This window comes from Cupriavidus sp. 01L45, assembly GCF_056399885.1.
Genome location: NZ_JBFTSG010000005.1, coordinates 88,301 through 104,958, shown reverse-complemented (window position 1 = coordinate 104,958; position 16,658 = coordinate 88,301). Strand labels below are relative to the sequence as shown.

At 67.9% G+C, this 16,658-nt stretch carries 13 protein-coding genes; 9 read left to right on the top strand and 4 right to left on the bottom strand.

The window, feature by feature from the left end; all coding sequences use genetic code 11:
• Window positions 1-7 precede the first annotated feature (7 nt).
• The gene (locus tag AC1DT6_RS05105) at window positions 8-904 is read right to left on the bottom strand and encodes a LysR family transcriptional regulator (protein ID WP_441628579.1); all 897 of its coding nucleotides are present in this window, start codon (window positions 902-904) and stop codon (window positions 8-10) included.
• A 156-nt stretch (window positions 905-1,060) separates the two neighbouring features.
• Here AC1DT6_RS05105 and AC1DT6_RS05100 point away from each other — a divergent pair, with 156 nt between their 5' ends.
• The 5 genes from AC1DT6_RS05100 (at window position 1,061) to AC1DT6_RS05080 (ending at window position 6,797) form a co-directional block, all read left to right on the top strand.
• On the top strand, window positions 1,061-2,038 hold the full coding sequence (locus AC1DT6_RS05100) for a Bug family tripartite tricarboxylate transporter substrate binding protein (protein ID WP_477111164.1): 978 nt from the start codon (window positions 1,061-1,063) through the stop codon (window positions 2,036-2,038).
• Window positions 2,039-2,077: 39 nt separating this feature from the next.
• Window positions 2,078-3,313 (top strand): CaiB/BaiF CoA transferase family protein, encoded by a 1,236-nt coding sequence (locus AC1DT6_RS05095; RefSeq protein WP_441628575.1) that lies wholly within the window; start codon window positions 2,078-2,080, stop codon window positions 3,311-3,313.
• 42 nt (window positions 3,314-3,355) lie between these two features.
• Complete coding sequence (locus tag AC1DT6_RS05090; RefSeq protein ID WP_441628573.1) at window positions 3,356-5,176, top strand: acyl-CoA dehydrogenase family protein; 1,821 nt, start codon at window positions 3,356-3,358, stop codon at window positions 5,174-5,176.
• A gap of 135 nt (window positions 5,177-5,311) precedes the next feature.
• Entirely contained in the window at window positions 5,312-6,106 is a 795-nt protein-coding gene (locus AC1DT6_RS05085; protein ID WP_276288844.1) for a TatD family hydrolase, read from the top strand.
• 1 nt (window position 6,107) lies between these two features.
• Window positions 6,108-6,797 (top strand): ankyrin repeat domain-containing protein, encoded by a 690-nt coding sequence (locus AC1DT6_RS05080; protein WP_441628700.1) that lies wholly within the window; start codon window positions 6,108-6,110, stop codon window positions 6,795-6,797.
• 46 nt (window positions 6,798-6,843) lie between these two features.
• On the opposite strand, the gene egtB is transcribed toward AC1DT6_RS05080, so the two are convergent.
• Window positions 6,844-8,133 carry an ergothioneine biosynthesis protein EgtB gene (gene egtB / locus AC1DT6_RS05075; protein ID WP_441628571.1) on the bottom strand — a complete coding sequence of 430 codons (1,290 nt, stop codon included), beginning with the start codon at window positions 8,131-8,133 and terminating at the stop codon, window positions 6,844-6,846.
• A gap of 365 nt (window positions 8,134-8,498) precedes the next feature.
• On the bottom strand, window positions 8,499-9,101 hold the full coding sequence (locus AC1DT6_RS05070) for an FMN-dependent NADH-azoreductase (RefSeq protein ID WP_441628569.1): 603 nt from the start codon (window positions 9,099-9,101) through the stop codon (window positions 8,499-8,501).
• A gap of 148 nt (window positions 9,102-9,249) precedes the next feature.
• Between AC1DT6_RS05070 and AC1DT6_RS05065 the strand changes: the two genes are divergently transcribed.
• Window positions 9,250-10,206 (top strand): LysR family transcriptional regulator, encoded by a 957-nt coding sequence (locus tag AC1DT6_RS05065; protein WP_441628568.1) that lies wholly within the window; start codon window positions 9,250-9,252, stop codon window positions 10,204-10,206.
• 177 nt (window positions 10,207-10,383) lie between these two features.
• Entirely contained in the window at window positions 10,384-10,797 is a 414-nt protein-coding gene (locus tag AC1DT6_RS05060; RefSeq protein WP_045236369.1) for a DoxX family protein, read from the top strand.
• A 43-nt stretch (window positions 10,798-10,840) separates the two neighbouring features.
• On the opposite strand, the gene AC1DT6_RS05055 is transcribed toward AC1DT6_RS05060, so the two are convergent.
• Window positions 10,841-12,055 carry an EAL domain-containing response regulator gene (locus AC1DT6_RS05055; protein ID WP_441628565.1) on the bottom strand — a complete coding sequence of 405 codons (1,215 nt, stop codon included), beginning with the start codon at window positions 12,053-12,055 and terminating at the stop codon, window positions 10,841-10,843.
• Between the two features lie 288 nt (window positions 12,056-12,343).
• Here AC1DT6_RS05055 and AC1DT6_RS05050 point away from each other — a divergent pair, with 288 nt between their 5' ends.
• Window positions 12,344-16,255 (top strand): DNA translocase FtsK, encoded by a 3,912-nt coding sequence (locus tag AC1DT6_RS05050; protein ID WP_477114535.1) that lies wholly within the window; start codon window positions 12,344-12,346, stop codon window positions 16,253-16,255.
• Window positions 16,256-16,291: 36 nt separating this feature from the next.
• Window positions 16,292-16,657 (top strand): cupin domain-containing protein, encoded by a 366-nt coding sequence (locus AC1DT6_RS05045; protein WP_441628022.1) that lies wholly within the window; start codon window positions 16,292-16,294, stop codon window positions 16,655-16,657.
• The last annotated feature ends 1 nt before the right edge of the window (window position 16,658 follow it).

The following is a 16,658-nucleotide window of genomic DNA, read 5'->3' as shown; positions in this document are numbered from 1 at the left end:
CGGTTGCCTAGGCCTGCATCTCCCCATTTCCATTTGCCTCCAGCGCGGCAAGCAATGCCAGCACGGCCGGCGCCTGCTCGTCCGCGCGCCAGACGCCATGCAGTTCGGAGGCCCGGCCCGGCCTTGCCAGTGGCCGGCAGGCCAGGTTGGGCAACTGCACCAGCGCAACCGACGCGGGCACCAGCGAAACGCCGAAGTTCTGCGATACCAGCGTAGCGATCGTCAGCATATGGCGCACTTCATGGCGGATGCTGGGCGTAAAGCCGGCGCCCATGCAGAGGGCGACGATCTTGTCGTAGTACTCCGGCGCGAAATGGCGCGGGAACAGGACAAAATCTTCCAGGCGCAATTGCCGCAGATCGACTTGCGCCTGCGCCGCCAGCGGATGATCCGACGGCAACACGCAGATAAACCGTTCGGCATAGAGCACGCGGGACGCCAGGCCGACCGGGATGACGCGCGGATGCGCGATGCCGATATCGATCAGGCCGCGCTGCAGCGCCTCGATCTGCTCGAAGCTGTTCAGCTCGTGCACCACCACCTCCACCCCCGGCCGTTCTTGCGCGAACGCATGAATCGCCGCGGCCAGCTTCGTCAGCATGGCCGAGCCGACAAAGGCGACGTGCACCGCGCCGGTTTCCCCCTTGGCGGCCCGGCTCGCCAGGCCCTGCGCATCGCGCGCCAGGGCAAGGATCTTCACCGCTTCCTGGTACATCACCCGCCCGGCGGGCGTTAGCGCAACCTCGCGCGTGCTGCGCCGCAGCAGCGCGAAGCCGAGCGAGTCTTCCAACTGGCGGATGTTGAAGCTCAGCGGCGGCTGGGTGATGGCAAGGCGCTCGGCCGCCCGGCCGAAATGCAGTTCCTCGGCGACGGCAACGAAGTAGCGCAACTGTCGAAGGTCCATGGAAGTCCAGGGTGATTGATTCAATACCGATATAAATAGCGCAAAAAACGATATTGGACGAGAAAACTCGCGAGTTTGAGAATGGTTCTTGCGCACCCACCCGCGGCGGCCTTCCGCGGCCAGCGGCGCGCAATAAAAAGAACCAGGGAGACAGCCGTGAATCCGAAGACCCTCGTCGTCTTGCTCATTGCCCCATTGCTGACCGTGATGACAGCAACCAAGGCCGCCGCGCAAGCCTATCCGCGCCAGCCCATTCGCATCGTCGTGCCCTATGCGGCCGGCGGCATGACGGACGTCGTGGCGCGCGTGATCGGCCTGCGCCTTGGCGAGCGGCTTGGCCAGCCTGTGGTGGTGGAAAACCGGCCGGGGGCAGCCACCATCGTCGGCGCGGAGCAGGTCGCAGGAGCCAGCGCCGATGGCTACACGCTGCTGGCGGCCACCAATACTACGCTGACCATCAATCCCTGGCTGTACCCGAAGCTGCCTTACGACCCCGCCCGGAGTTTCGCGCCGATCGCGCTGGTTGCCACAGCGCCGAGCGTGATCGTGGTGAATCCTGCCGTGCCCGCCAGGACCATGGACGAACTGGTGCAACTGTCCCGCACCAAGCCAGGCAGCTTGAGCTATGCATCGTATGGCAACGGCTCGACCGCGCATCTTGCCGGCGAGATGCTGAAGGCGCGCGCCGGGATCGACGTGCTGCACGTGCCGTACAAGGGCAGCGCGCCGGCCAAGGCCGCCGTGATGGCCAACGAGGTGTCGATGACCTTCGAGCCCGCCTTCACCGGCCTGCCGCAGATCACGGCGGGCAAGCTGCGCGCGCTTGCCGTGATGAACGCGAAGCGCTCGGCGGTGATGCCCGATGTGCCGACCACGGCGGAGCTTGGCTTCGGCGGCGTCGAGATGTCGGCCTGGGTCGGCCTGGTGGCGCCCGCCGCCACGCCGCCCGCCGTGGTGGAGCGGCTGGCCAGCGAGATCGAGCGCATCGTGGCCGAGCCGGCGGTGCAACAAACCTTGCTGCGCAGCGGGGCCGAGCCGGTGGGCTATTACCGCGAAGCCTTCGGTGCCTATATCCGCGAGGAAACCGCCCGCTACGGCAAGGTGATCACGGCCGCGCACATCCGCGCCGACTGAACAAGCACGACCCGCCACCCAAGCCACGACCATGCCAACATGAACAAACCGCTTTCCCATATCCGCGTACTCGACCTGACCAGGGTGCTGGCCGGCCCCTGGTGCACCCAGAACCTGGCCGACCTGGGCGCGGAGGTGATCAAGGTCGAGCGGCCCGGCGCGGGCGATGAAACCCGCGGCTGGGGGCCGCCCTGGATGCCCGTCGACGCCGGACAGGAACGGCAGGACTCCACCTACTACGCCTCAACCAACCGGGGCAAGAAATCGGTCACTGTCGATTTCGCGACCAGCGAAGGCCAGGAGATCGTCCGGCGCATGGCAGCCACCTGCGATGTGCTCGTGGAGAACTACAAGGTCGGCACGCTGGCGCGCTTCGGGCTCGGCTACGAGGACCTGCGCGCGGCCAACCCCGGATTGATCTATTGCTCGGTCACCGGCTATGGGCAGACCGGCCCCTATCGGCACCGTCCCGGCTACGACTTCGTCTTCCAGGGCATGAGCGGGCTGATGAGCCTGACCGGCGAGCCCGACGATGCCTGCGGCGAATGCGAAGGCGGCGGGCCGCAGAAATTCGGCGTGGCGGTGGCCGACATGACCACCGGCCTGTACGCCAGCCTCGCGATCACGGCCGCCCTGGCATGGCGCGAGCGCAGCGGCCTGGGCCAGCATATCGACATGGCCTTGCTCGATTGCGCGCTCGCGCTTGGCAGCAACCAGGCGGTTGGCTACCTGGCTTCGGGCAAGGTCCCGCGCCGCTACGGCAATGCGCATCCCAACGCCGTGCCGTACCAGGTCTTCGCCACCCAGGACGGCAAGCTGATCGTGGCGGTAGGCAACGACGGACTGTTTGCCTCGTACTGCGAGGCCATCGGCCGGCCGGATCTTGCCGCCGATGCGCGCTTTGCCAGGGTCAGCGGCCGGCTGGTCAACCGCGACGCGCTGTTGCCGGTGCTGGCGGATATCATGCGCGCCGACACTACTGCAGCCTGGCGCGCGCGCCTGGAAGCGGCCGGCGTGCCTTGCGGTCCCATCAATGACTTTGCCCAGGCCTTCGATGATCCGCAGGTCCGGCATCGCGGCATCCGCGTGGACCTGCCGCTTTCCACCGGCGGGACCTGTCCCGCCATCGCCAGCCCGATGCGGTTCTCCGCCACGCCGCTGGACTACCAGAGCGGGCCGCCTGTCCTCGGCGAGCACACCGAGGCCGTGCTGGGCGACAGCCTGGGCATGGCACCCGAGGATCTGATCCGCCTGCGCGCTGCCGGCGTGATCTGAATACGTCTCTCGTCCTTCCATCCTCCTTGCCGGAACGCTCCCATGTCCTTCCAAGCCAGCTACGCCGAGTTCGTCAGTCCACGCCCCGGTGATGCGGGGACCAGCTCCCGCCACCTCGCGCCGGATTGCGCCGGCCTGGATTTCTTCGCGCTCGACCGGGGCCTGCGGGACCTGCTGGCGCTGTACCTGCCGGCGCAGGAACACCAGCACCTGCTGCCGCATTTCCAGCGCATGGGCCAGTTGGCCGGCGGCCGTCTGAATGCGCTGGCGGCGGTGGCCGACAAATACGCCCCGGTGCTTCACGCGCGCACCCGCTGGGGCGAGGACGACGACTGGATCGAATACCACCCGGCCTACCAGGAGATGGAACACATCGCCTTCGCCGATTTCCAGTTCCATGCGATGGGCCACCGCGCCGGCGTGCTGGGGTGCGCCGCGCCGCTGGCGCCGGCGGCGAAATACGCCTTCCAGTACCTGTTCGTGCAGTCGGAGTTCGGCCAGATGTGCCCGATCAGCGTGACGGATACCTCGATCCACCTGATCCGCAAGTTCGGCAGCCAGGCCTTGCAGCAAAAATTGCTGCCCAGCATGCTGTCCGCCGACCTGGCGTCGCTCTGGAAGGGCACCCAGTTCATGACCGAGAAGGCCGGCGGCTCGGACGTGGGTGCCATCGAGACCGTGGCGCGCGAGGAAGGTGGCCAGTGGCGCCTGTACGGCGAGAAGTGGTTCTGCTCGCATGCCGACGCGGACGTTGTCCTGCTGCTGGCCCGCCCCGAAGGCGCGCCGTCGGGCACCCGAGGGCTCGCGCTGTTCGCGCTGCCGCGCCGGCTGGACGATGGCAGCCGCAACACATACCGCATCGTCCGGCTGAAGGACAAGCTGGGCACGCGGTCGATGGCCAGCGGCGAAGTCCGGCTCGAAGGGGCGGTGGCCTATCCGGTGGGCGCGCTCGACCAGGGCCTCAAGCAGATGATGGAGCAGGTCAACCTGTCGCGCCTGTCGCACGCGGTGCGCGCTGCCGCCATGATGCGCCGTTGCCTGAACGAAGCGCTGCAGGCCGCGCGGCACCGCTCTGCCTTTGGGCGCGAGGTCATTGGCCATGCGCTGCTGCGGCGGCAATTGCTGAAGATCATGGTCCCCACCGAGGCGGCCTTGTCGATGGTCATGGCCACGGCGGACGCCATGCGGCGGGCCGGCGAGGAAGAGGGCGGGGGCGAGGGCGAGGGCGAGGGCGACGGTAGCGCACGGCAAGCCTTGCGCCTGCTGACGCCGCTGATCAAGCTGCGCGCCTGCCGGGACAATATCGCCGTGGCGACCGGCGCCATGGAAGTGCGGGGCGGCAACGGCTATATCGAGGATTTCGTCAACGCGCGGCTGGTCCGCGACGCCCACATCGGCGTGCTGTGGGAGGGCACCAGCAATATCAATGCGCTGGATGCCATCCAGCGGGCGGTGGGAAAGGAAGGGGCTCACCGTGCCCTGGGGAGCTTGCTGGCGGGTCGGCTGGAGCAATCCGGGAACCTGCCGGCGCCACTGCGGCAGGCCTTGTGGCAAGGGTGGCAACGTGCCGCTTCGCTCGCCGAGGCCGTGGCCGGCGGCGCGCGGCACGAGGCGGAGAGCCGCCGTGCCGCCAGCGCCCTCTACCACGCCAGTGCCGCCATCCTGATGGCCTGGGAGGCTACCCGGCCTGGCGTCGACGCCCGCCGGCTGCTACTGGCCGACGCGCTGCTGCGGCATCGCCTGCTGCCATCCGATCCGCTGGCGAGCCCGGATGAGGAGGGCGAATCCGCGGCGTGCCGGCTGCTGCTGGACCCGGCGCCGCTCACGCTGGAGCAGGCCTGCGCGGCGATCGCCCCGGCCTGATCCGGGCTGGCGCAAGTGGCGTATCCGGCGGCGGGCCGCGCCCGCTGATCCGCCGTGGGCGGGCGCGCGGGCACGACCGGATACAATGGCGGGTGGCGCCGCCCGCGGCGGCGTCTCTATACGGAAACCGCCCCAATGTTTGTCGATTCCCACTGCCATCTAGATTTCCCCGAACTGGCCGAACGCTTGCCCGAATTGCTGGAGAACATGCGTGCCAGCCAGGTAACGCATGCGCTGTGCATCTCGGTCACGCTGGAAGATTTCCCGCGCGTGCTGGCACTCGCCGAGCAGTTTCCGCATCTCTACGCTTCGGTCGGTGTGCATCCCGACTACGAGGAGGGCGAGGAGCCCACGCTGGAGCGCCTGCTGGCGCTTTCGGCGCATCCGCGGGTGGTCGGCACCGGCGAGACCGGGCTCGACTACTACCGGCTGAACGGCCGCAGCATCGCCGACATGGAGTGGCAGCGGGAGCGTTTCCGCACCCATATCCGCGCCGCGCGGCAGACCGGCAAGCCGCTCATCATCCATACCCGCTCGTCCGCCGACGACACCCTGCGCCTGATGCGCGAGGAAGACGCGCGCGCCGCCGGCGGGGTGATGCATTGCTTCACCGAGAGCTGGGAGATCGCCCGGCAGTCGCTGGATGAAGGCTTCCACATCTCGTTTTCCGGCATCGTGACATTCAAGAACGCGGTGGAGCTGCAGGAAACCGCGCGCAAGATACCGCTGGAGCGCATGCTGATCGAGACCGATTCACCTTACCTGGCGCCCGTGCCTTACCGCGGCAAGACCAACCAGCCAGCCTGGGTGCGCCATGTGGGCGAATTCATCGCCAATCTGCGCGGCATTCCGGTCGAGGAATTGGCGGAGCAGACTTCCGACAATTTCTTCCGTCTTTTCAAGCATATAGATAGGAATACTCATGTTTAACATGAAGGCTGTACGGCGTCTCGCCGCTGTCGCGGCGCTGCTTTGCGGCACCGTTGCCTGGGCGACGCCCGCCGACGATATGCGCAAGGCGGTGGAGTTCGATGACATCAACGCCGTCCAGAAGATGCTGGCGCGCGGCGTCGATCCCAACCTTGTCGATGCCAAGGGCAATCCCATGCTGGTGGTGGCATTGCGCGAGAAGTCGCTGAAGGTGGCAGGGGCACTGATCCGCGCCAAGAATATCGATTTCGACAAGACCAATGCGGCCGGCGAGACGCCGCTGATGATGGCCAGCCTGCAGAACGAACTCGATATGGTCAAGCTGATGGTCGACCAGATGGAGGTCGAGATCAACAAGACGGGCTGGACGCCGCTGCACTACGCGGCGACCAACGGCAACAACGAGATCGTCAAGTTCCTGGTTGATCACGCTGCCTATATCGACGCCGAAAGCCCCAACGGCACCACGCCGCTGATGATGGCAGCGCGCGGCGGCCATATCGAGACGGTCAAGCTGCTGCTGGACGAGGGCGCGGACATGCGGCTGAAGAACCAGCAGGGCATGACGGCAATCGACTTTGCCGAGCGCTACCACCAGAAGGAAATCGCGGACGGGCTGAAATCGCGCTGGCAGAAGCTGTATCCGCAGACGCCGCTAAGTTCGCAGTCCCCGCAAAAGGGCTGGAACTGAATTTGCGGGAAGCACGCCGGTCTTGCCCGGCGTGTTCCCGCCCCGGCTACGCGTCGTCCGCGAGGCGCACGCCGGTGAACTGCCAACGCTGGTGCGGATAGAAGAAGTTGCGGTAGCTGGCGCGGATATGCGATTCCGGCGTCACGCAGGAACCGCCACGCAGCACCAGCTGGCTGCACATGAACTTGCCGTTGTATTCCCCCACCGCGCCGGCGCCCGGCCGGAAGCCCGGGTAGGGCTGGAAGGGGCTGGCGGTCCATTCCCACACGTCGCCAAACATCTGCCGCAGCGCGCCCGAGGTATTCTGCCGGTCGGGCAGCGGCCGCAGAATCCGTCCTTCGACAAAATTCCCGGTGGCCGGCAGGTTGCGCGCCGCATGCTCCCATTCCGCCTCGGTTGGCAGGCGGCGCTCGGCCCAGCGGGCGAAGGCATCGGCCTCGTAGAAGCTGACATGGGTGACCGGGCTATCGGGATCGACCGGCTGCATCCCGCGCAAACTCATCTGCCACCAGGTGCCCTCGCGTTCCTCCCAGTACAGCGGCGCTTCGATGCCCTGTTCGCAGACCCAGCGCCATCCATCCGACAGCCAAAGGCCGGCGGTACGGTAGGCGCCGTCCTCGATGAATTCAAACCACTGGCGGTTGCTGATGGGGTGCGAGCAGAGCTGGTACGGCTGCAGCAGCACATTGTGGCGCGGGCCTTCGCAATCGAAGGCGAAGCCGTCGCGGTCGTGGCCGATGGCGACCACGCCGCCGGCAAAGCGGATCCATTCGGGGGCCGGGCGCGGGTCGGCGATGACGGGCGCCAGCAACTCCGGCGCGAAAGCCGGCTTCAGCGGGTTTTGCGCGAACAAGTGCAGGATGTCGGTCAGCAGCAATTCCTGGTGCTGCTGCTCGTGGTTCAGGCCAAGCTCGATCAGCGCTGCCTCGGCATCCGTCTGCGCGCTCGTGAGCAGCCCGAGCATGGTTTCGTCGACCGCTTCACGGTAAGCCAGGATCTCGTCCAGCGAGGGCCGCGAGAGCAATCCCCGGCGCGGGCGCGGGTGGCGGGCCCCGACCGACTCGTAATAGGAGTTGAAGAGGTAGCGGTATTGGGGGTCGACTGGCTCGTAGTCCGGGATGCGGGCCGTCAGCACGAACTCCTCGAAGAACCAGGTGGTATGGGCCAGGTGCCATTTGGCCGGGCTTGCGTCGTCCATCGACTGCACCGTGGCGTCGGCGTCGGTCAGGTCGGCGACCATGGCCTCGGTGGCCGAGCGGATGTGGCGGTACCGGGCAAGCAGGGCCGGCTCGTGCGGAGGATGCACGGCGCTGGCAGGCAGCAGGGCAGAGGACATGCGGGCTCCCTTATCGAACCTTGCGGACTTGGCATCTGCCGCGGATGCCGCGCGAAGGGCGGCTGGCCGTGGCGTGTGGATTGCGGACAGGTTCCGACCCAGGCCCTCGCAACAAGGCCGCGCGGGCTTCCCCCTGGATGGACGTGCACCGAAACCGCTCGGGCGTTCCGAACCATCATAGACCCGATCATGCACGGGGCATAGCAGGCTCTCGCCTGCAAAACCGGGGGCAATGCTCTCACCGGGCGGGCCGGCCAACGAGGTGGGAAACGGCTTGCCAGAGCGCAAAACGCCCGCCGGCATGAATGCGGGCGGGCGTTTTGCCTGGCGGCGCGGCGGCGTGCCGCCGCCTGGCGGTCAGGCGATCACGCGGCCAGGGCTGCCACGGCGCTGTTGGCGGAGGCCAGGCTGGCTTCGCGGGCTTCCGGGCCCATGGCGAGGCCATGCGCGCGCACATACGTGATATCGGTGATGCCCAGGAAGCGGAACACCACGTCGACGGTCTGCTCATGCAGGTCCAGGGCGTTGGCGTCCTGGCGCACGCCGCCGCGCGACGACACCACGATCACGCGCTTGCCGCCGGCCAGGCCAACCGGGCCGGTCTCGGTGTACTTGAAGGTGCGGCCGGCCTGGGCGATGCGGTCGATCCAGGACTTGAGCTGGCTCGGGATGCTGAAGTTGTATTGCGGCACGCCCACGACCAGCACGTCGGCTTCAAGGAATTCCTTCAGGAAGGCTTCGGTGCGTTGCAGTTCGCTTTCTTGCAGCGCGTTCAGGCCGTCCTTCGGGCCGCCCAGCACGGGCAGCAGTGCGTTCGACAGGTGTGCCGGAGCGTCCTGGTCGAGGTCGCGCACGGTCAGGGTGGCTTCCGGGTGCCTGGCGCGCAGGTCGGACACGACCTTGGCGGTCAGGGTGCGGGAAGCGGAGTGGCCGCCAAGTACGCTCGAGTCGATTTGCAAGATCTTCATGTTCATCTCCACAGGGGTTCGGGTTGGATGAAGCAAAGATAGCGGTCTGCCATTGATGCCGGTAGTGGGGCAAAATGGAACTTATTGTTCCAGGGGCAGAACGCCAGCCGGCTGCTACCCTGGCGCGCTCCCCCGCCGAGGAAGTCCGATGCAAGACCTGAACGATCTCTCGCTGTTTGCCCAGGTGGTCCAGCATGGCAGTTTTTCCGCCGCCAGCCGTGCCAGCGGCGTGCCAAAGTCCCGCCTGAGCCGGCGCATTGCGCAGCTGGAGCGCGACCTGGGCGTGCAATTGCTGCGCCGGACTACCCGGCAGGTACGCGTGACGCCGATTGGCGAGGCGTACTACGAGCGCTGCCGCGCCATGCTCGCGGAGGCGGAAGCGGCGCGCGAAGTGATCGAGCAGGCACGCGACCAGCCGGGTGGCAATTTGCGGATCAGTTGTCCGGTAGCGATCGCCCAAAGCCTGCTGGCCCCGGCGATCGGGCATTTCATGCAAGCCAATCCCGGGATTCGGATCGAGGTGGAGGCTACCAACCGCCGTGTCGACGTCATCGCCGAAGGATTCGACCTGGCGCTGCGCGTGCGCGATGTGATGGACGATTCCTCGCTCGTGGTGCGCACTTACGGCGAAAGCCCGCTCATGCTGGTTGCCAGTCCGGCGCTGCTCGACAGCATCGGCCGCCCGCGTACGCCCGAGGCGCTGGACGGCATGCCCGGCGTCAACCAGAAGCCGCACGATGGCAAGCATGTCTGGACGCTGAGCTGCAATACCGGCCAGTCCATCCACATTGCCTACGAGCCACGCCTGATCACCGACGAATTCGCCCTGCTGCGCGAGGCCGCCATCGCGGGCGTGGGCGTGGCGATGCTGCCGCGCATGTTCTGCCGCGACGCCATCGAAAACGGCGAACTGGAAGTGCTGCTGCCTCAGTGGATCATGCCGGTCGGCACCCTGCATGCGGTATTTCCCTCGCGCAAGGGGATGCCGCCGGCGCTGCGGCGCTTTCTCGATTTTCTTGCAGACATCCTGCCCGAAACGGCCCGCAAAGCCGGCATGCAGCCGCCGCGCCATCCCGGCATGCACCGGCCGATTGGCCAGATTTGAGGACAGGCATGCGGACAATGACGAGCCGGTGCAACTTGTGGCTTTACCTTCACGGCGCGGCGCACTAAGGTACATGTGCGTGCCTCGCGTGGAGCTAAAGGCGCTTCGTCAGTGCTGCCCGGCTGGACTTGCCTRCTTGCGGCGCTTTCGTTTTCGGACCGGAAAGGAGTGACAACCATGAGTGGTTCTCAGGCATCCCAGGACTTGGGCAAGGCGATACTGCGCATCGTGCTCGGCGTGCTGATCCTGTTGCATGGGATTTCCAAGCTCATCGAGGGGCCAGGGTTCGTGACGCAGGTGGTGGCGCAGGCCGGGTTGCCTCCGGCTATTGCGTACCTTGTCTATATCGGCGAGATCGTGGCGCCCGTCCTGCTGATCCTGGGCCTCTGGGCCCGGCTCGGCGCACTGATCGTGGCCGGCAACATGCTGGTCGCGGTCGGCCTGGTGCACATGAAGCAGATCGGCACGCTGGCTAACACCGGCGGCTGGGCGCTGGAGTTGCAGGCCATGTTCCTGGCCGCGGCGCTTGCGGTTGCGCTGCTTGGCGCGGGGCGCCTGAGCGTGGGCGGCATCAGCGGCAAGTGGAACTAGCGTAGCCGCCCATGGCTTTCCGGTCCGCCCTCCGCCTGCGTCCTCAGGGCGTCCAGCGACCCAGCGCCTCGGCCACGAACATATCGGGCGGCAGCGCGGGCGACCACAGGTAGCCCTGTCCAAGATCGCAGCCCAGGGCTTGCAGCGCATCGCGCTGCACGGGCGTTTCGATGCCCTCGGCCACGCACTCCAGCTTGAGGTCGCGCGCGAGGTTGATGACGTTGCGGCAGATCGCCGCGCGCTGGCCGTTGCCCGGCACGGCGACCACGAAGGAGCGGTCCAGCTTGATCTGGGTGAATGGCAGGTCGGCCAGGAGCTTGAGGGTCGCGATGCCGATCCCGAAATCGTCGATCGCCACGCCGTAGCCGAGCAGGCGCAAGCGGTTCAGTGCGATCGACAGGGCACGGGTGTCGTGCACCGGATAGCCTTCGGTCAGCTCGATGATCAACAACTGGCGTGGCATGCCGCTGGCTTCCACCATGGCATCGAAGGCGTCCAGTACGCCGGGCCGGCATAGTGTCTGGGCGGATGCGTTGATGCTGAGCGGGATGCGCACGCCGCGCGCCAGCAATTGCCGTTGCACCGCCAGGCATTGCTGGCCCGCCAGCTGGAAGATCGCATCGGCCTCGCCCAGCGCCTCCAGCCTGGGAATGAACAGGTCGGGCCGGATCAGGCCCTGCTCCGGATGGCGCCAGCGGCAGAGCGCTTCGGCGCCCGCCAGCGCGCCGCTGCCGATCCGGAACTGGGGTTGCAGCATGATGAAGATGGCGCCAGGCGTTTGCATCGCGGCCAGCAAGTCGTGGTCTTCCGGCTGGCTCGGTGCCGCCGCGGGTACTTCCGTGGTGAGGTCGCGCCTCAGCACATCCTGCAGGATTTCCTCCAGCACCACTGCCGAGATCGGCTTGCGAATCGCCCGCACATCGGACAGGCCGACCGAATCGGCCAGGCTCACATGGGACTCGATGATGTCGTCCTGCAGCGCCGACACCCAGACCCACAGCGGCTGGGCGCCCGCGAACGCGTTCTTGCGCCGGGTCAGTTCGTCCATCATGCCCGGCCCGTTGAGCCCCGGCATCTCGATATCGCAGAGCACGAGGTCGAACTTGCGTGCCGCCAGCAGGTCCAGCGCGGCGTGGCCGTCGGCGGCGCACTGCACCTCGCTGACGCCGAGCTGGGTCAGCAACTGCTCTGCCGCCAGCAACTGGAAAGGGTGGTCATCGACCACCAGGGCGGACAGTCCGGCGTAGCGTGTCTGCATGGTTGGCTGGGGAATGTATCGACCGCACGGTCGATGAAGTGAGAGGGGCGTCGCGCCATAGTAGCGCACATGATGCGCGCCGCGCGTGTCCTGGCATGGGGGCCGCGGGCTTCGGCGATGGCGGTCCGCACGGCGGGGGAGGGCGTTTCTTCACGGAAATCGCGCGATATTCCGTCCTCGCAGCCATCTTGCGCGGAAACGCCGCGCCCAGACCCGCTACAATCGCTGCCCGAGGTATTAGATGATGGCGTTTCGATAATGGGTTTTGGCTGGTTCGGATTTTCGACCTTGTGGCTTGTGCCGCTGGTGTGGCGACAGGTGGCGCGCCTGCTTGCCGGTGAGCGCCGTTTCTTTAGCGGACGCGGCACGCTGCGGGTCTGGCTCGGCACGCTGATCGTGCTGTGCGCGAGCGCTTCGCTCGAAGCGCTGACGGGGGCCGCGGGCGAGGCCGGCATGGCGGGCAGCACGTCCGGCGGCAGCGCCGGCCGTGCGCTGGGCGGCCTGGTTTCCGGCATGTTCGGCTGGAGCGCAAGCCTGCTGCTGATGCTGGGCGTGCTGGCGCTGGCCGCGCCGATGGTGTTCGGGGAAACCTGGCGCAGCCTGTTCCTGCGCAAGCCCGTCATGGCGGAGCCGGAAGAGGCGGATCCCGCGCCGTTGCGCACCCCCGCCCGTACCGCGCGCGAGCCGGACAACTGGGAGACCACGCACCTGGGCGCGATGCACGCCGCGGCGCCGGGCACGGCCGACCATGTACCGCGCCACAAGGGCATTGAAGCTGTTTCGGCGCGGCGCCAGCCCGTCTGGCAGCCGCCGGCGCGCACCCGTAATTCGCCGCCGCAGCCAGGCGAGATCTGGCTGCAGCAAGCCGGGCCGCCGGGAGCCGTCAAGCCGGAAGCGCCCGCGCCGGTGTCCGCGCCCGCCGCGGCCAGGCCTTCCCCCGCCAGGCCCGCGCCGGCGCGGGCAGCCACCCAGCCCCAGGCTGCCGCACGGACGGCGTCCGCGGCTGCCGCAGCCAGCGCGGCGGCGGCTGTGGCCACGCAGGCCCGCGCCACAACCAGCCCGGCCGCGGCGACGCCTGCGCGCGCGACCGTGGTCAGCAGCCCCTTCCGCCAGCCGCAGATGGGCTCGCGCTCGACGATTACGACGCTGCCCGAAGCCAACGCGCGGCCCGTCCAGCCCGTTGCCGCAACGACCGTGACAACCGCTGCCGTGGCACCGCCGCCCGCGGACGCCCAGGCGCGGCCAGCGCACGCGCCGGCCGCGCAGCCCGAGTCGGCGGGCACGCTGGATACCGGCGTGCTGGAAACCGGGGAAGCCATCGCAGTACTCGCCGAGGAGCCGCAGACGGTAGCCGTGCTGACCCCCGAGGACGTCGCCATGCCGGTCTCCGGACTTGCCGCCACCGTGCCCGGCGAGACTCCCGAGCCCGCCAAACTGCTTGCGAACGCCGCGAGGCAAGGCGATGCGCCATCCGTGACGCTGGAGGAGATCCGCCTGGAAGCCGAGGCGCTGATGGCGGAGCTGAAAGCACTGGCTGGTGGCCGTCGGCCGGCGTTGCCTGCCGTGCCGGCGTCGTCGCCGCAGGAGGCTGTGGCCGAGGCGCAGGCGGCATCCGCGCCATTGCCGGATGCCGCCATCGATGCCCCCGCCGAGGCGCCAATCGACGCGGTGAGCAATCCGGTGGCCACCGAAGCGGCCTTGGCCGCTGCCGAGGTACCGTCCAACGAGTTGCACGAAGCCTCCGCCGGAATCGTCACCGAGCCGGTTGCCGGGGATGCCGGACATGCTGTCGCTGTTGCTGAAGCCCAGGCGGAAGTGGCTGTCGAAGCCGAGCCGCGAACCAATTCCGTGGTCGTAGCCGCAGTTCAGCCCGAAGCCCAGGCAGAAGTTGCAGTCGAGGCTGATCCGCAAACCGATACCGCAGCCGTGGTCGCGGTCCAGCCTGAAGCCGGAGCCGAACCTGTAGCCGAGGCCCGGGCAGAAGCTGCGATCGAAGCCGATCCGCAAACCGATGCCGCAGCCGTGATCGCAGTCCAGCCTGAAGCCGGAGCCGAGCCTGTAGCCGAGGCCCGGGCAGAAGCTGCGATCGAAGCCGATCCGCAAATCGATGCCGCAGCCGTGGTCGCAGTCCAGCCTGAAGCCGGAGCCGAGCCTGAAGCCGAAGCTCAGGCAGAACCTGCGGTCGAAGCCGAGCCGCAAGCCGATGCCACAGCCGTGGTCGCAGTCCAGCCTGTAGCCGAAGCCGAGCCTGTAGCCGAAGCCCAGGCAGAAGTTGCTGTCGAAGCCGAGCCGCAGGCCGATGCCGCAGCCATGGTCGCAATCCAGCCTGAAGCCGGAGCCGAGCCCGTAGCCGAAGCTCAGGCAGAGGTCGCGGTCGAAGCCGAGCCGCAAACCAGCGCCGCGGCCCAGCCCGAAGCCGATGCCCCACTGGAAGAGATCGCCGATAGCGTTCTCGACGCCAACCTGCTGATCGAGCCCCGCGGCGAGGACAACGTCCCCGCTCCGGTGGCGGACGGTGCCACCGCCTCGGAGCCACCGCTATTGCCGGAAGCGGCCCCCGCCGCGCCAGCGCCCAAGCCGCGCATCGTGCTGCAGGCCGTGGTCGGTAAAGTCGTGGCCCTTGACCCCGTGCCGGGCGCAGCGGCGGCGGCTCCCGTGGCAACGGCAATGCCGGCATCCCTGGCCATCGCCGTCACGCCGGCGCCCGCGCGCATCTCGGACTACCGCCTGCCGGACCTCGCCCTGCTGGAAGCCGCCACGGCCGATGTCGAGCAGGTTACCGAGGAACGCCTGCAGGAAACCGGCAACCTGATCGCGCAGCGTCTGGCGGAGTTCAAGGTGCCGGTCTCGGTGGTAGGCGCATCGGCCGRTCCGGTGATCACGCGCTTCGAGGTGGATCCCGCCATGGGCGTGCGCGGCGCGCAGGTGGTGGGGCTGATGAAGGACCTGGCGCGCGCGCTGGGCGTGACCTCGATCCGCGTGGTGGAAACCATCCCCGGCAAGACCTGCATGGGGCTGGAGCTGCCCAACGCGCGGCGGCAGATGATCCGCCTGTCGGAGATCGTGGCCGCGTCATCCTTCCTCGGACACAACTCGAACCTGGTGCTGGCTATGGGGAAGGACATCACCGGCAACCCGGTGGTGACCGATCTCGCGCGCGCGCCGCACTTGCTGGTGGCTGGCACCACCGGCTCGGGCAAGTCCGTGGCGGTCAACGCCATGATCCTGTCCCTGCTGTACAAGGCCACGCCGGACGATGTGCGGCTGATCATGATCGACCCCAAGATGCTGGAACTGTCGGTCTACGAGGGCATTCCCCACCTGCTCGCGCCGGTGGTGACCGATATGAAGCAGGCCGCGCACGCGCTCAACTGGTGCGTGGGCGAAATGGAGAAGCGCTATCGCCTGATGTCGGCGCTGGGCGTGCGCAACCTGGCCGGCTTCAACCAGAAGATCCGTGCCGCCGAGGCCGTGGGCGAGCACGTGTCCAATCCGTTCTCGCTGACGCCCGACGCGCCCGAGCCCCTGCGCACGCTGCCGCTGATCGTGGTGGTGATCGACGAACTGGCCGACCTGATGATGGTGGCCGGCAAGAAGATCGAAGAGCTGATCGCGCGGCTGGCGCAGAAAGCGCGCGCGGCCGGCATCCACCTGATCCTGGCCACGCAGCGGCCGTCGGTGGACGTGATCACCGGCCTGATCAAGGCCAATATCCCGACCCGGGTGGCCTTCCAGGTCTCGTCCAAGATCGACTCGCGCACCATTCTCGACCAGATGGGCGCGGAAAGCCTGCTGGGGCAGGGCGACATGCTGTTCCTGCCGCCGGGTACCGGCTATCCGCAGCGAGTGCACGGCGCCTTTGTGGCCGACGACGAAGTGCACCGCGTGGTCGAGCACTGGAAGCAGTTCGGCGAGCCCGACTACGATGAAGCCATCCTCGCGGGCGACCCAGGCGAGGCCGCCGCCGCGGATCTGTTCGGCGAAGGCGGCGGCGACGTGGAAGCGGACCCGTTGTACGACGAAGCCGCCTCCTTCGTGCTCACCAGCCGCCGGGCCTCGATTTCGGCCGTGCAGCGCCAGTTGCGCATCGGCTATAACCGCGCCGCCCGGCTGATCGAGCAGATGGAAGTAGCCGGGCTGGTTTCGCCGATGGGCCGCAACGGCGCGCGCGATGTGCTCGCGCCGGGCGCGGGCGATTGAAAGCACGCAACGCGCAACGTGCAAGGGGAGACAGCGATGGATTCCACGACCAGCCCGCCGCCTGTGCCGCAGGGCAACCTGCTGGCGCAGGTGCCGGTCGACCGCGCGGCCGAGCGCTTCGATGCCTTGCTGGAACGGCCCGGCCTCAAGATCGAACGGATCGTCTCGAACGGTCAGGCCAGCCCGCCGGATTTCTGGTACGACAGCGCGCAGGATGAATGGGTGTTGCTGCTGAGCGGCAGCGCGGGGCTGCATATCGACGGCGAAGCCGCGGCGCGCGCGCTTGCGCCCGGCGACTGGCTGCATCTGCCGGCGCATTGCCGGCATCGGGTGGCGTGGACCGACGCGGATCGGCCCACGGTCTGGCTCGCGGTGCATTGCGAGCCGGCCGGGCAAGGCTGAG

Coding starts and splice junctions, on each gene's coding strand:
- AC1DT6_RS05060 (WP_045236369.1), top strand. CDS start 10,384: ATGAGTGGTTCTCAGGCATCCCAGGACTTGGGCAAGGCGATACTGCGC.
- AC1DT6_RS05065 (WP_441628568.1), top strand. CDS start 9,250: ATGCAAGACCTGAACGATCTCTCGCTGTTTGCCCAGGTGGTCCAGCAT.
- AC1DT6_RS05080 (WP_441628700.1), top strand. CDS start 6,108: ATGAAGGCTGTACGGCGTCTCGCCGCTGTCGCGGCGCTGCTTTGCGGC.
- AC1DT6_RS05070 (WP_441628569.1), bottom strand. CDS start 9,101: ATGAAGATCTTGCAAATCGACTCGAGCGTACTTGGCGGCCACTCCGCT.
- AC1DT6_RS05085 (WP_276288844.1), top strand. CDS start 5,312: ATGTTTGTCGATTCCCACTGCCATCTAGATTTCCCCGAACTGGCCGAA.
- AC1DT6_RS05055 (WP_441628565.1), bottom strand. CDS start 12,055: ATGCAGACACGCTACGCCGGACTGTCCGCCCTGGTGGTCGATGACCAC.
- AC1DT6_RS05045 (WP_441628022.1), top strand. CDS start 16,292: ATGGATTCCACGACCAGCCCGCCGCCTGTGCCGCAGGGCAACCTGCTG.
- AC1DT6_RS05090 (WP_441628573.1), top strand. CDS start 3,356: ATGTCCTTCCAAGCCAGCTACGCCGAGTTCGTCAGTCCACGCCCCGGT.
- AC1DT6_RS05105 (WP_441628579.1), bottom strand. CDS start 904: ATGGACCTTCGACAGTTGCGCTACTTCGTTGCCGTCGCCGAGGAACTG.
- egtB (WP_441628571.1), bottom strand. CDS start 8,133: ATGTCCTCTGCCCTGCTGCCTGCCAGCGCCGTGCATCCTCCGCACGAG.
- AC1DT6_RS05095 (WP_441628575.1), top strand. CDS start 2,078: ATGAACAAACCGCTTTCCCATATCCGCGTACTCGACCTGACCAGGGTG.